General features: G+C 58.9%; 13 protein-coding genes. 6 read left to right on the forward strand and 7 right to left on the reverse strand.

Annotated features, from left to right (window positions below; all coding sequences use genetic code 11):
• Positions 1-85: 85 nt before the first annotated feature.
• The 3 genes from ACTG36_RS02305 (at position 86) to ACTG36_RS02315 (ending at position 3295) form a co-directional block, all read left to right on the forward strand.
• Positions 86-2221 (forward strand): YjbH domain-containing protein, encoded by a 2136-nt coding sequence (locus ACTG36_RS02305; RefSeq protein WP_375281102.1) that lies wholly within the window; start codon positions 86-88, stop codon positions 2219-2221.
• Complete coding sequence (locus tag ACTG36_RS02310; RefSeq protein WP_375281101.1) at positions 2212-2883, forward strand: YjbF family lipoprotein; 672 nt, start codon at positions 2212-2214, stop codon at positions 2881-2883. Before ACTG36_RS02305 ends, ACTG36_RS02310 begins: the two co-directional genes overlap by 10 nt.
• 181 nt (positions 2884-3064) lie before the next feature.
• The gene (locus ACTG36_RS02315; protein ID WP_375281100.1) at positions 3065-3295 is read left to right on the forward strand and encodes a hypothetical protein; all 231 of its coding nucleotides are present in this window, start codon (positions 3065-3067) and stop codon (positions 3293-3295) included.
• A 77-nt stretch (positions 3296-3372) separates the two neighbouring features.
• Here ACTG36_RS02315 and holA read toward each other — a convergent pair whose 3' ends face one another.
• The 5 genes from holA to ACTG36_RS02340 form a co-directional block, all read right to left on the reverse strand.
• Positions 3373-4401 carry a DNA polymerase III subunit delta gene (gene holA, locus ACTG36_RS02320; RefSeq protein WP_439141328.1) on the reverse strand — a complete coding sequence of 343 codons (1029 nt, stop codon included), beginning with the start codon at positions 4399-4401 and terminating at the stop codon, positions 3373-3375.
• Complete coding sequence (gene lptE, locus ACTG36_RS02325) at positions 4398-4889, reverse strand: LPS assembly lipoprotein LptE (protein WP_296419559.1); 492 nt, start codon at positions 4887-4889, stop codon at positions 4398-4400. The genes holA and lptE overlap by 4 nt, the downstream gene beginning before the upstream one ends.
• Positions 4876-7443, reverse strand: coding sequence for a leucine--tRNA ligase (gene leuS, locus ACTG36_RS02330; protein WP_375281098.1), 2568 nt, complete (start codon positions 7441-7443; stop codon positions 4876-4878). The genes lptE and leuS overlap by 14 nt, the downstream gene beginning before the upstream one ends.
• Positions 7444-7512: 69 nt before the next feature.
• Entirely contained in the window at positions 7513-7989 is a 477-nt protein-coding gene (locus ACTG36_RS02335; protein WP_375281097.1) for a DUF3576 domain-containing protein, read from the reverse strand.
• Positions 7990-8138: 149 nt separating this feature from the next.
• The gene (locus ACTG36_RS02340) at positions 8139-9191 is read right to left on the reverse strand and encodes a porin (protein ID WP_375281096.1); all 1053 of its coding nucleotides are present in this window, start codon (positions 9189-9191) and stop codon (positions 8139-8141) included.
• Positions 9192-9424: 233 nt separating this feature from the next.
• Here ACTG36_RS02340 and ACTG36_RS02345 point away from each other — a divergent pair, with 233 nt between their 5' ends.
• Positions 9425-10078: a YggS family pyridoxal phosphate-dependent enzyme gene (locus tag ACTG36_RS02345; RefSeq protein ID WP_375281095.1), complete on the forward strand. Its 654-nt coding sequence runs from the start codon at positions 9425-9427 to the stop codon at positions 10076-10078.
• A 52-nt stretch (positions 10079-10130) separates the two neighbouring features.
• On the opposite strand, the gene ACTG36_RS02350 is transcribed toward ACTG36_RS02345, so the two are convergent.
• A complete protein-coding gene (locus tag ACTG36_RS02350) occupies positions 10131-10625 on the reverse strand; it encodes a L,D-transpeptidase family protein (RefSeq protein WP_375281094.1) in 495 nt (164 codons plus the stop codon).
• 89 nt (positions 10626-10714) lie between these two features.
• Between ACTG36_RS02350 and ACTG36_RS02355 the strand changes: the two genes are divergently transcribed.
• On the forward strand, positions 10715-11560 hold the full coding sequence (locus ACTG36_RS02355; RefSeq protein ID WP_375281093.1) for an EamA family transporter: 846 nt from the start codon (positions 10715-10717) through the stop codon (positions 11558-11560).
• On the opposite strand, the gene ribA is transcribed toward ACTG36_RS02355, so the two are convergent.
• Positions 11557-12636, reverse strand: a complete 1080-nt coding sequence (gene ribA / locus ACTG36_RS02360; protein ID WP_375281092.1) for a GTP cyclohydrolase II — start codon at positions 12634-12636, stop codon at positions 11557-11559. The two genes, ACTG36_RS02355 and ribA, sit on opposite strands and share 4 nt — an antisense overlap.
• 154 nt (positions 12637-12790) lie before the next feature.
• Here ribA and ACTG36_RS02365 point away from each other — a divergent pair, with 154 nt between their 5' ends.
• Positions 12791-13477, forward strand: a complete 687-nt coding sequence (locus ACTG36_RS02365; protein WP_235225594.1) for a response regulator transcription factor — start codon at positions 12791-12793, stop codon at positions 13475-13477.
• Positions 13478-13611 lie beyond the last annotated feature (134 nt).

The raw sequence follows: 13611 nt of genomic DNA on the forward strand, positions 1-13611 counted from the left end.
GCATTTGTCCCCCACTTGGAAACAAGTTTCCGACACATGCAGAATAAGGTTGCGAAACAAGAGACGACAATGCCAGACCTCACGCATGTCTGCATTTGAAAAATATATCGGTTTCTCCGGCCTCGCCATTGCTGCTGTCCTTGCCACGCCGGTTGCGGCGGACGACGACTGGCGTGCGACCTATTCTTTGTTCGGCACCCCCGGAATTATCGATATGCCATCCGCTGTCGCACCCAGGGACGGCGAAATTTCGGCGTCTATCGGTGGCTTCGGGACGACGCAGCGCGCGACGTTCTCGTTTCAATTGCTCCCACGGCTGTCGGGCAATTTCCGCTACAGCTGGATCGACACCTTCGACCGCAGTTTCGACGCCCAGTACCAGCTGGCCTACGAAGGTGACATCCGCCCCGCGATCGCCATTGGTTTGCGCGATTTTCTGGGCACTGGCCGATACAGCAGCGAATATGTCGTTGCCACCAAGACCTTTGGTTCGAATGTGCGTTTGTCCGGCGGTATCGGTTGGGGCCGATTGGGGTCCGTGCGCGGTTTCACCAACCCTTTGGGTATCATCGACGACGGGTTCGAAACACGGCCTGACGACAGCGTTGAAACCGGTGGCACAATCCTTGCAGGTCAGTTCTTTCGCGGCGATGCGGCCTTTTTTGGCGGCGTCGAATGGCGCCTAAATGACGAATTGACGCTGCTGGCGGAATATTCATCGGACGCTTACACCCGAGAAGAGGACTTGATCGGATTCGAAAGAACATCGCCCCTCAACTTCGGCATCACGTGGGAACCTGCCGATTGGGTCCAAGTGGGGGGCTACTACGCCTATGGCAACCAGATCGGTTTGTCTGCCACCTTTGTAATCGATCCGACATCGCCTGCCACAGACAGCGGATTCGGGTCCGCGCCCTTGCCCGTTGCAGTCCGTGGTGAGAACGTCATCGCCGCCGCGTCCTGGGGCACCCCGGCAGAGCAGTCTACGGGCGTCGACATCCTCGGCCAGGTTCTGGCCACCGACGGTTTCCGCCTTTTGGGGGCCGAAGTTCAGGGGACAACCCTGCGTGTCCGCTATGAAAACACAAAGTTCCGCGCAGAATCCCAAGGGATCGGTCGCGTCTCGCGTATTCTGACGCAAGCGGCGCCGCAAAACGTCGACACCTTCATTCTGGAACCCACGCGGCGGGGCATTGCTTTGTCGTCGGTGACGCTGCGGCGGTCTGATCTGGAACGGCTGGAAAACACCTCGGGTGCATCTGACCGCATTTACGAACGGGCGCTGTTTGCGGATGCCGCAGGTCCGGCCCCTGCGATTTCCTATGATACGGAAAATGCAGCGTTCCTGTGGGGGGTCTACCCGTACTTGGAACTGTCATTGTTTGACGGGGACAAGCCCGTGCGCGGTGATGTCGGTATTGAGGCCACGTTCCAATACGAATTGCGCCCCAACATTGTTGCTGCCGGAACATTCCGTCAGCGAATCGCGGGCAACCGTGACGAAATCGGTGCGATTGCTGATTCGACCTTGCCGGACATCCGCCGGTCGGCGCTGCGCTATGGCGCGGAAACAGGCAACGGGATCGAAAACCTGTTTGTTGCTTGGTACGGACGGCCTGGACGCGATTTGTACAGCCGCGTCTCGGTGGGGTATCTGGAACGGAACTTTGGCGGCATCTCGACCGAGGTTCTGTGGAAACCCACGAACAGCCGCCTCGCATTCGCGGCTGAATTGAACTACGTCGCCCAGCGGGATTTCGACCTTGGCTTCGGGTTCCGTGCCAGCTGTCTTAATGAAGATTGCACTGTCACAGGGGATGAAATCTACGACGTCGTAACCGGACATTTGTCGGCCTATTACGATTTTGAAAACGGGTTTCAGGCTCAGGTTGATGTCGGTCGGTATCTGGCGGGTGACTGGGGTGCAACCTTTAGCCTTGATCGCGAATTCGACAACGGTTGGAAAGTGGGCGCTTATTTCACCCTCACAGATGTGCCGTTTGAAGACTTTGGCGAAGGGTCGTTTGACAAAGGTATCCGGTTGGAAATTCCGCTGGACTGGGCCGTCGGAACACCGACGCGGGACACCAGTGCGGCCAACCTGCAATCGCTTGCGCGGGATGGCGGGGCGCGGTTGGCGGTTGATGGTCGTTTGTATGACATCGTAAGAGACGGGCATCCGTCACAGATGCAGGACAATTGGGGGCGGTTTTGGCGCTAATTTCAAAAATTCTGGGCGTCGGCTTGATCGCCAGCCTTGCCGCATGCGGTCCATTGGGAGAAGGGGTCACATCCTCGACACTTAAGGGTGTGGCAGGTGCGGTTCTCGGCGGTGCAGATACAGCCGCTGGTCAGCAAGCGGCCTCTCAGCCGCAAGCGGGTCTGACCCGTGCCGCAATTGAGGCCACGGATGCAGATTTGTTGTTGGTCAGCCTCGTGTCTCGGGGGTCCGTAGATGTGATGTCCCAAATCGCGGCCCGGTCTGGCGCTGTGACATGGATCAGCACCGACGGGGTATCTGTCAGTGTCTCAAACGGGATGGTTGTTGGAACACGTGGATCAGGGTTTGACCTGATGGGCGCTGAAACCGCCGCCGCGCGGCGGTCGCTGTCAGGCGGTGGCACACACACCCGCAGCTATGACGTTCTGACGGGTTTGGACCAGATCGAAAACTCAACATATGCCTGCGAAACTGTTTTTGATAAGTCCGAGACAATCACCATCGTCGAGCGGGACTACGCCACGCAAAAGTGGAAAGAGTTCTGCGAAAACGAGAGTGTCCGGTTTACGAATCTCTATTGGACAACCTCTGATGGAACGATCGTACAGACCCGCCAGTTCATTTCTATCGGCCTTGGCTACCTTGTTTATCAGCGCCTTTAGCAAGAATTTGCTGATGAAATAGGCGTTAAAGCCACATTTTGGGATGTTTGAGCGGATTTCATCCAAAAAACCGGTGTCCCCTATAAAAAAACCGTGCGTTTGCCGTTGCGGCATTCTATACCGAAGGTGGCGGTAAGAGCCGTCCGGACCTTCTGGGCGGTAATACTGATCAGGAGTTATTATGCTTAAGAAAACGCTTATCACTGCAACTGCCGTTGCTGCACTGTCCACAACTGCTTTCGCAGGCAACATTTCCCCAGCCGGTACTGACGATGATGAAATCCTCATCATCCCAACAGTCCCAGCTGGTTCCAGCGCAGGCCTCCTCGGCTCTGCCGGTGGTGCAGTTGTTCCAGCCGTCCTCGGCGCAGCACTGCTCGCCGCTGCTCTGGCATCTTCCGGTTCTTCCTAAATCTAGGCTGAACGTCGAAAGACACGAATTGATGAAAGGCGAACCTTCGGGTTCGCCTTTTTTCGTTTAGAGACGGTTCATCCCCGCCTTCGCCCCAGCATGGCCAGACGGATAAACATCCGTCCAACCAGCGCACGGTCGGGGGCTGTATTGGCCGACCGCAGGGTCAGATCGGTTTCCGTGATCGCGCCCAAAGCTTCTTCAAGGTTTGGACGTCCCCAATTGCTGGCCTGTCGGACCATTCGGTCACGGCGTGGACCAAAGATCGGCGGCTTTAGGCGGCCAATGCCCGCCGCTGCCCCACCCGGATCAGATGCCGCCGTGTGCAGCTGCCGAAAGTGGCGCATCGCAGCGATGCACAGCGCCACGGGTTGGGTACCTTGCGCATAAAGACGTGACAGGATCGGGCCGATGTCTGAGGCGTTCAGATCGGCCACCACGTTCAGAAGATCATCCAGCCCCGCCTCATTGGATTGGGGGGCGCAGGCTTCGACGTCTTCGACCGTCGCTTCCGTGCCATCGCCCAGTTTATAGAGGCCGAGTTTCTCAATCGTCTGGCGCAAATCCCCCGGTGCCATTTCACGGGAATAGGCGCTGATCAGGTCCATGGCGTCCCGGCTCACATTGGCAACGCCGGCAGCACGCAGATGGCCCTCGATCTCATCGCGGCTGGGTGGGTCATCGTAGACGCCTGCCGCATAGGCGCGGGGATGGGCCTCAAAGAGTTTGCGCAACGACGACCGCGCGTTGAGTTGCCCTGCCGTCACCACGATCTGCGCATCGCCTTCCGCCCAGTCCGCCAATGCGGGCGTGATCGCCTTGGCCACGCTGTCGCCAGCTTCTTCGACAAATGCCACGCGGGGGCCGGGAAAGAAGCCTTGTGCCTTGATTGCATCCCCCAACATCGCCGGGTCCTTGCGCAATTCAGCGCCGGTCATCCGGGTCAGGCGCATTTCTTCTTCGCCATTGGGGCCGACAAGGGCCTTGATCACCTCTTGCCGTTTCAACGCCACCCGCATGGCATCGCCGCCGTAAATCAGAATGCCCGCGCCGTTCGGATCAGGTTTGCGAAAATAGGCAGTGGCGTCGCGGGCGGAAAGTTTCATGCGCCGCCCGTCGCCTCAACAATCAGGTCGGTGACGATCAGATCGGCCAGTGCAATCGCCAGCCTGTCGCGGGCATCGTCCTGCGCCTCTTGTGAGGCGACGGTGGTGCCAAAGGCGCTGTAGGCGGTGAAGGTTTCTGCCGTGCCTGTGGCCAGCGGCGTGTCGCTGCCGTCCTCGGTCAACGTCCAAGTGGCTTTGCCCGGCAGGTTGAACCGGTTGATATCTTGGGAGGAGCTGATGACCACCGGCACCTCTTCGATGTCCAGTTCCACCACCAGCAGATAATCCCCCCGTTCGACGCGGCCAAGACGGTCCTCCAGCCGCGTCCGCAGGCGGAACCCTTCGGGAGTGTTCGGTGCGCGATACGCGATGCGCCCGCGCAGGGACCGACCGGTGGCGGTGGGGCCATAGACAGGCGTAAACCCGCAACCGGCCACTGGGGCTGTCGCGAACAACGCGAGGATTTGGCGGCGGTTAAACGACAACATTCACAATCCGGCCCGGTACAACGATGACCTTTTTGGGTGTGCCACCCTCCAAAGCCTTAATGACAGCGTCGTCTGCCAGCGCCAATTTTTCAACCTCATCCTTGGGCATGTCCTTCGGAACGGCGATTTCCGACCTCCGTTTGCCGTTGATCTGGATGGGCAGGGTCACTGTGTCTTCGACCAACATCGCCTCATCCGCGACCGGCCACGGCGCATTGGCAATCAGGCCCTCGCCGCCACACATCGCCCAGATGTCTTCGGCCAGATGCGGTGTCATGGGGGCCATCAGCTGGGCGAGCGTTTTGATGGCCGTAGTCTTGGCCTGTGTCCCTGCCTTGGATTTCTGAATGGCGGCGGTAAAGCCATATAGTTTCGCGATGGACGCGTTGAAGCCAAAGGATTCCACGCCACTGGTCACGTCCTGAATGGCCTTGTGCATGTCGCGCAACAGGCCTTCGTCTGCGTCCGTGGCGGCATCGTCACTGGCGGCGATATCCGTGGCGATACGGTGCACCCGGCTCAGGTGTTTGAACGCAGCCTCAGCACCAGAGGCTGTCCATTCCACATCCCGTTCGGGGGGGCTGTCGGACAGCACAAACCACCGCGCGGTGTCCGCGCCGTATTGTTCGATGATCGCCACAGGGTCCACGACGTTGTTTTTGGATTTGGACATTTTGGCGGAGGGCACGATGGTGACTTCGGTGCCGTCTTTCAAAAAACCCGATCCGTCGCGCAGATCAACCTCTTCGGGGTAATGATAGACCGGGCGGCCATCTTTGCCGTCGGTCTTGTAAATCGCGTGGGTCACCATGCCTTGGGTGAACAGGGCATCAAAGGGTTCGATCGCAGTTGCAGGCAGGTGGCCTGTCTTGTGCATCGCACGGGCAAAGAACCGTGAATACAGCAGATGCAGGATCGCGTGTTCAATGCCGCCGATATATTGATCGACGTTCATCCAGTATTCGGCGTCGGCCAAATCTGTGGGTGTTGATGCATGGGGCGCCGTGAAACGGGCAAAATACCAGCTGCTGTCCACAAAGGTGTCCATCGTGTCCGTTTCCCGTTGGGCGGGTTTGCCACAAGCGGGGCAGGGCACATCACGCCAAGTAGGATGACGGTCCAGCGGGTTGCCGGGGATGTCAAAGCTGACATCGTAAGGCAGTTCAACAGGCAGGTTTTCTTTCTTTTCGGGCACCACGCCACAGTCGTCACAATGGACCACAGGAATGGGCGCGCCCCAATACCGCTGGCGGCTCAACCCCCAATCGCGCAGACGGAACTTCGTCACGCCTTGGCCTACGCCATTTGCCTCACAGAAATCGACGGCGGCGTTTATGGCGTCCGCGCCCGACTGGGCCTCTGCCCCGGCGAAGCCCGCCACGTAATGGACCACGGCCTCTTTGGTGGGCACATAGGCCGGGCCACCGTCCTCGGGTGAGATAAAGGTGTCCTCGCCCATGGCAGGCACATAGACAGATTTGACCGGCAGATCGTACTTACGCGCAAAATCCAAGTCGCGTTGGTCGTGGGCGGGGCAGCCAAAGATCGCGCCTGTGCCGTAGTCCATCATAATGAAATTGGCGATATAGACGGGCAGTTCCCATGAGGTATCAAACGGGTGCCGCACGCGCAGACCAGTGTCAAAGCCCAGCTTTTCAGCCTTTTCCAATGCTTCCGCAGTGGTGCCGCCCTTGCGGCATTCGGCACAAAACGCGGCGATGTCTGGATTATCGGCTTCAAGCTCTTTTGCCAACGGATGATCGGGGGAGATGCCCACAAACGATGCACCCATCAGCGTATCCGGACGGGTGGTATAGACCTCAACACGGTCATGGGCGCCTGCATTTTCGACCATAGAGAACGCAAATTGCAAACCGCGGGATTTGCCGATCCAGTTTTCTTGCATCAGGCGCACCTTGGCGGGCCAGTCGTCCAGCCCGTCCAAAGCCCCCAGCAAATCATCGGCCATGTCGGAGATCTTGAAGAACCACTGGGTGAGGTCTTTGCGTTCGACCTCAGCACCGGAGCGCCAGCCTTTGCCGTCGATAACCTGTTCGTTGGCCAGAACGGTCATATCAACAGGGTCCCAGTTCACGGTGGCGTTCTTGCGATCGATCAGGCCTGCATCCAGCATGTCGATGAACAGCGCCTGCTGTTGGCCGTAATATTCAGGGTCACAGGTCGCAAACATCCGCGACCAGTCAATGCCCAGGCCCAGCGGCTTCATCTGGTCGACCATCGTGTCGATATTGTTGTACGTCCAGTCCTTGGGGTGGCCGCCCGATGCCATGGCCGCGTTCTCGGCGGGCATGCCGAAGGCGTCAAAGCCCATGGGATGCAGCACGTTGTGGCCTGTCGACAGCTTATAGCGCGCGATGACGTCGCCCATGGTGTAATTGCGTACGTGGCCGATGTGGATACGGCCTGAGGGGTAGGGGAACATCTCAAGCACGTAATACTTTGGCTTGGACGTATCGCGCACGGCCTTAAAGGTTTCGGCCTTGTCCCAGGCGGCTTGCCATTTGGCTTCGATCTCAGACGGGGTGTAGGGCATGTGGTGTCTTTCAAAAGCAAACGCCGGGTGCAGGACCCGGCGTGGAAAATTGGTTGGGTCGGCGTCTGTTTACAGCGCACCATCCGCGATGCGCAACTGGCGTGCCCGGCTTAGGATCGCGTCTTCGATGGCGCGGGTGGTTTCAGCCGCAGCGGGACCGGACCGCGTCAACAAAGCGACATTCAAGGACCGCGCGTCCAATGCAGGGTCGCTGATCGCTACAGTGGCGCGATAGGCGCGGCTGCCGCCCGGTGGGGTGCCATAGCCCATGACGATCACACCGGTGAAGGGGTCGACAGATTCGACCGGCAGAAAGCTCAGCACATCCAAGGAGGCCGCCCATAGGTAGCGGTTCACCGCAACACTTTCCGCGCCACGGGTGCGCACGGCTTGTGTTGTCGCTGCCTCACCGCCGCCGCCAAGGCCGATGCTGCCGATGGACCCAAACGGGTTGCTGCCAAGGCTGCCACTGCTGCCGCAAGCGGCCAAAGCAGAGAGAAGGCCCAGCCCAAAGGTCAGTCGACGAAGAGAGGTCAGTGCTGTCACGTGTCAGGTCTTTCGCTTGTGTCTTGGACAAATGTGTAGCGAAGGGGCGGCGGTGTCACAAGTGTGAAGGGAAGCCTGGTGCCGTGCGGACATAGAAAAAGGGCGGCCCCCGAAGGAACCGCCCTCAATTCGATGTTCTTCAGGTTCGATTAGAACGCGAAGGACAGCTCAACAGTTGTACCGATCTGGTAGTCGTTGGCACCAACTTCGTCGTCACCGTTTGCGTCGCCGCCGTCTTCCACGAAGGAGACGAGCAGGGAAGCGCCTGAGCCGAGGTCGTAGTCAGCTGCAACGTAGAAGTCGTCGCCTGCGTCTACGATACCAGCGTATGCAACGAGGCCGGAACCTACGTCGTAGGAGCCTTCCAGAGCCCAGTCAGACTCTTCGTCTGTGGATGCTGTGACGGAGATTGGGCCGTCTGCATATGTCACAGAAAGATCCCAGTCGTCGTCGGCGTCAGAGTTTGTCGCGTAGCCAGCGTCCACAGTCACAGGACCAGCAGGGTAGGATACGGAGATACCCATGGAGTCGTCACCTTCGGACTCTGCGTATGCGAGACGAACGTCAGCGGCGCCGAGTGTTGTACCAACGGAGATACCGAACACTTCGTCGTTGTTGAAGTCGCCGTTTGCAGTAGCGTAGTCGCCATCAGCTGCTTCCTGGTATGCCATGACAACGTTGAAGTTGCCGAAGTCACCAGAAACACCAACGGACAGCTGGTCCAGGTCGTCAGTTGCGCGAACGCCGTCGGCGTCAGCCAAAACGTAAGACACCTGAGCGGAGACACCGCCGAAGGATACTTCACCGCGGAGGGCTTCTTCGCCGTCAGCTTCGGAGAAGTCGTCGTTGCCCATTGGGCCAGCAGCAACCCAGACGTTCTGTGCAGCGAAGTTTGTGTCGCCGTAGTAGAGGCCTGCATTGTCGGATGTCAAAGACAGCTCGTAGTTGTTGCCGTCGTTGGAACCGTCGCCGGCCAGGTCTTCGAAGTCGACGGAAGCAGCAGCTGTCAGGCCGTTGTCCAGTTCAGCAGCGAAGCCGATTGTGACGTCCAGCTCAGAGTAGAAGCCGTCGTTATCGCCAGCAGCGTCGTCGTTGTAGCCCAGCTGAGCGTCGCCGGAGAAGGTGACGCCAGTGTGGCCTTCAGCAGCAGCGGCGCCAGCAAAGGCGACGATCGCAGCAGAAGAAAGAAGGATGCGTTTCATGTTAAATTCCTCGTGTTTGCATTCTCGAGAATGCCAGTTTCCCTAGCATTGGCTCTGTCTTTGCGGCCAAACGGCGGCGTACTCAAGGGAATTGGCCCCTGTTTTTCGACCTGCGGGGAAAATGATGCAGTCGTGCCACACAATGTTTTTGGGTCCGGATCGGATGACAGGCCGTGGGTAACAGCCTATGTCAGGGTGTAACACAAAACACGTCGCCATATCAGGAGGTTGCAATGTCATTGGACGATATCACAGCGCGCATTAAGGCGGCTGAGGCAAAGGCAGGCCGTCCGGACGGCAGCGTTGCCTTGATTGCTGTGTCCAAGGTTCAGCCAAATGAACGGGTGCAAAATGTCTTGGAAAAGGGGCACCGAACCTTCGGGGAGAATCGTGTGCAGGAGGCCGCAGGGAAATGGCCCGCCTTTCGTGAGGCTTTCGATGGGGTGGATTTGCATCTGATCGGGCCTTTGCAGACCAATAAGGCGCGACAGGCCATGGAGCTGGCACAATCGATCCACACATTGGACCGACCCAAGCTGGCCAAGACGCTGGCGCGGTTGGCGCAGGACATCGGATCGTGTCCGGATCTTTATATACAGGTGAACACCGGAGAGGAGCCGCAAAAGACAGGTGTCTTGCCAGCCGAGGCAGATGCCTTTGTGGCCGAAGCGCAGACGTTGGACCTGCCTGTCAAAGGGTTGATGTGTATTCCACCCGTAGACGAAGAGCCGTCATTGCATTTTGCCTTGCTGTCCAAGATTGCCGCACGCAACGGGCTGACAGGCCTGTCCATGGGTATGTCGAGCGATTTTGAGAAAGCGATTGCCTTGGGGGCCACCCATGTGCGTGTAGGCTCTGCCATCTTTGGAGACCGGACACCGGGCTGACGCGCGTGTCGAGGGTCTGCAACCCCGCCACGACGCCCCACCCGCCGTCCCGTCACAAAACGATCAGCCGCGTATCAAGGCGGGTGCGGGGTGCGATCCAAGCCAGATCGCTGGGGCGCAGACCTATACAGCCCTCGGTGGGATGCCCCTGTTTGCGCCAGCGGTGAATGAAGATGGCGGACCCCCGTCCTTTGACGGCATAGGGCCAGTTCCAATCCGTTAGAATCACCAGATCATAGAGCGGGTCGGCGCGACGCAGCCGTTCGTGGCTGTGCGGATAGGGCGCGCGCACCATCATATTGTAATCTTCGTGTCCGGGATCGTCAGACCAAAGATCGCCTATGTGAATAGGCAGGGCCCAATCGGCTGGTTTTGCCATGCGATCAGGGCGATAGAGCATTCCGACCAAACGGTGGGTGCCCCGCGGTGTCGCCCCATCGCCTTCGCGTTTGCGGCTGCTGATGCCACCTTTCCCAACAGAGCGCGGAAAATTGCGCCCCATGAAACGCAGTGCAGTGGGTGTGACGACAAGATCGGTGGTTTTCATAGAGGGCACCTGACCAAATGTCCGAAGCTGAGGCAAGGGATTGTCGCCCTGCTATGTGGCGTCTAAAGTTCCTGTTGAGGGGACGCAGGATGCCAATGATCGTTATTGCCACCACGTTGCTCGCCGCCGTGTTGCATGCCGGCTGGAACGCGCTGGCCAAAGGTGCGGCCGACAAGCATCTGAGCATGGCAGGGGTGATTCTGGGGCATTTGCCCTATGCGGCGATTGGTTTGCTGTTTGTGCCGATGCCGGATTTGGCCTGTTGGCCCTACCTTATTGGCAGTCTTGTCATGCACTTTGGCTATCAGGTGTTTTTGCTAAATGCGTACCGGATCGGGGATTTGACGCAGGTCTATCCAGTGGCGCGCGGGATCGCGCCGATGATTGTGGCGGCTGTGTCGGTCACAATTCTGGGTGTGACTTTGGGCTGGATGGAGGTGGCGGCGATTGCCTTGATTGCCACAGGGCTGCTGTCTTTGGGTCTGGTGCGGGGGCAGGCGGGCACGCGCAACCCCAAGGCTGCGATGCTGGCCGCCGTGACGGGGTTCTTTATTGCGGGATATTCCCTGATTGACGGGCTGGGCGCGCGCGTAGCGGGGACGGCCGTCGGCTTTTACAGCTGGTCGGCCATCGGCAATGCGTTGGTCTTTGCAGTTTTTCTTAAGATGCGTCACCCCGGCGTCATCGGACGGCTGTGGTCTGAGGGACGGTTTGTCCTGATTTGGGGCGGGCTTGCGTCTTACTGCGCCTATGCGCTGGTGGTCTGGGGCTTCATGCAGGCGCCCATCGCGCTGGTGACGGCCCTGCGGGAGACATCAATTGTCTTTGCGTTGTTCATCGGTGTCTTTTTCATGAACGAACGTCTGGACCTGATGAAGATCGCAGCCACCTTTGCCACGATCACCGGCGCCATTTTGCTGCGGTTTGCCCGCTAAAGGATATGGCCTGATTTCGCGGCCTTGGTCACAAGGTAATTGGCGTTGAAAGGGTTTTGCCCAACTTTGAGAGGGACACGTTCGGTCACCGTCAGCCCGCAACTTTCCAGTTTGGCGACTTTGGCGGGGTTGTTCGTCAGAAGGCGCACTTGGCTGAACCCCATCTTTCGCAGGATTTCGGCGCCGATGCGAAAATCGCGTTCATCGTCGTGAAAGCCGAGGCGGTGATTGGCCTCAACCGTGTCGAACCCCTGATCTTGTAGGGAGTAGGCGCGCATCTTATTGGCCAAGCCAATTCCGCGTCCTTCCTGGTTCAGATACAGCAGAACGCCGGCCTGTTCCTCACCCATTTGCCCCATGGCCCCGCGCAATTGCGGGCCGCAGTCACATTTCAAACTGCCCAGAAGGTCGCCGGTGAAACAGGCCGAATGCAGGCGGGTCAAGACCGGTTTGGCGCGATCCGGCGCGCCAATTTCGACGGCATAGTGTTCTTCGGCCCCGTCTTCGGGGCGGAAAATATGAAGGCGGCCCGCCTCAGACACGGTGAGGGGCAGACGCGCGTGGATAACGGCGGACATGGGCGAAAGGTCGGTGTTCAGAACTGCATCTGCGTCCAACCGCGTGAGGTCATGCGCTGTGGCAAAGTCCGCGCCGTCCTCAACGGGGGCAACCAGACAAGCGGGCAGGATCCGCGCGGCCTTCGCCAGCGCGACCCCCGCCCTGTGAACCACGGCTGCGCCAGCCCGATCGGTTTTGAACGGGCCCTTCATCGGGTGCGCCATGTCTTCGGCGGGGTCGGCCATGGCACGCACCCAAGCCAGATCAGCGTCCGCGGGCAGCACGACGCGGGCCAGATCACCGTCGTAGGCGGCGATTTTCAGGGTCGCGGCGCGGTGGTCCGTCAGGGTCAGGACAGGCGACAGCGGGCGGGCCTCATCCAGTCTTTCGCGGGTCAGCGTTTCAACGGCGAAAACCAATCCCGCGACGTCCCCGTCACAGATCACGACGGGCACGCCCATGCGCAAATCGGCGCGGGCGCGGGCAAGACGTTCGGTGGTGTCGGGGGAGAATGACATAATTGACCTGCGTTAACCGTGCTAAGGTAGCTGTTTTCGTGAGAAATTGAAACATTTGCCCTGTGGTCCACACGTCGACGTGAGGGGGGTGCTCCAAATCTTGCCAGACCTGATGCGCCCCGCCATGTCTAATGGCAAGAAGGAGATCGCTGAAATGGCACAACTCAAGAAGATTTTGCTTGTCGATGACGACGAGGACCTGCGCGAGGCGCTGGGCGAACAACTGTTGATGACCGAGGACTTTGATGTCTTTGAGGCCGGCAATGGGGCCGAGGCGATGACCAAGGCCAAGGAAGGTCTTTACGATCTTGTGATCCTTGACGTGGGCCTGCCAGATACTGACGGACGAGAATTGTGCCGCCTGATGCGCAAGCAAGGCGTGAAATGCCCGATCGTGATGTTGACCGGCCATGATGGCGACAGCGATACCATTTTGGGTCTTGATGCCGGTGCCAATGATTACGTGACCAAGCCATTTAAATTCCCTGTGCTGCTGGCGCGAATTCGTGCCCAGTTGCGGACACATGAGCAATCCGAGGACGCGGTGTTCACGTTGGGGCCATATACATTCCAGCCTGCGCAAAAGATGCTTGTCACAGAGGACGAAAAGAAAATTCGTCTGACCGAGAAAGAGACAAACATCCTGAAATTTCTCTACCGTGCGACGGAAGGCGTGGTGGCCCGCGACGTGTTGTTGCACGAAGTCTGGGGCTACAACGCGGGTGTCACCACCCACACGTTGGAGACACATATTTACCGTCTGCGACAAAAAATTGAACCAGATCCCTCCAACGCGCGTTTGTTGGTGACGGAAAGCGGCGGTTACCGGTTGGTGGCCTGAGGTTTCCACAGAAATACCCTTGGTGATGGGGTTATATCACCACCTCCCTGTTGGACTTGCCCCGGCCTTTTGGTCGGGGTTTTTTTATGGGTTCGGGTTTGCGCGTGCCGCGGGCGGGGAAGGGGGCTTTGCCC

This window comes from Pseudooctadecabacter sp., assembly GCF_965657175.1.
In the GTDB taxonomy this organism is placed as follows: domain Bacteria; phylum Pseudomonadota; class Alphaproteobacteria; order Rhodobacterales; family Rhodobacteraceae; genus Octadecabacter.

Bases quoted from the DNA above. Each gene is read 5' to 3' on its own strand.
- ACTG36_RS02305 (WP_375281102.1), top strand. From the start codon at position 86: ATGTCTGCATTTGAAAAATATATCGGTTTCTCCGGCCTCGCCATTGCT.
- ACTG36_RS02315 (WP_375281100.1), top strand. From the start codon at position 3,065: ATGCTTAAGAAAACGCTTATCACTGCAACTGCCGTTGCTGCACTGTCC.
- holA (WP_439141328.1), bottom strand. From the start codon at position 4,401: ATGAAACTTTCCGCCCGCGACGCCACTGCCTATTTTCGCAAACCTGAT.
- lptE (WP_296419559.1), bottom strand. From the start codon at position 4,889: ATGTTGTCGTTTAACCGCCGCCAAATCCTCGCGTTGTTCGCGACAGCC.
- leuS (WP_375281098.1), bottom strand. From the start codon at position 7,443: ATGCCCTACACCCCGTCTGAGATCGAAGCCAAATGGCAAGCCGCCTGG.
- ACTG36_RS02340 (WP_375281096.1), bottom strand. From the start codon at position 9,191: ATGAAACGCATCCTTCTTTCTTCTGCTGCGATCGTCGCCTTTGCTGGC.
- ACTG36_RS02345 (WP_375281095.1), top strand. From the start codon at position 9,425: ATGTCATTGGACGATATCACAGCGCGCATTAAGGCGGCTGAGGCAAAG.
- ACTG36_RS02350 (WP_375281094.1), bottom strand. From the start codon at position 10,625: ATGAAAACCACCGATCTTGTCGTCACACCCACTGCACTGCGTTTCATG.
- ACTG36_RS02355 (WP_375281093.1), top strand. From the start codon at position 10,715: ATGCCAATGATCGTTATTGCCACCACGTTGCTCGCCGCCGTGTTGCAT.
- ribA (WP_375281092.1), bottom strand. From the start codon at position 12,636: ATGTCATTCTCCCCCGACACCACCGAACGTCTTGCCCGCGCCCGCGCC.
- ACTG36_RS02365 (WP_235225594.1), top strand. From the start codon at position 12,791: ATGGCACAACTCAAGAAGATTTTGCTTGTCGATGACGACGAGGACCTG.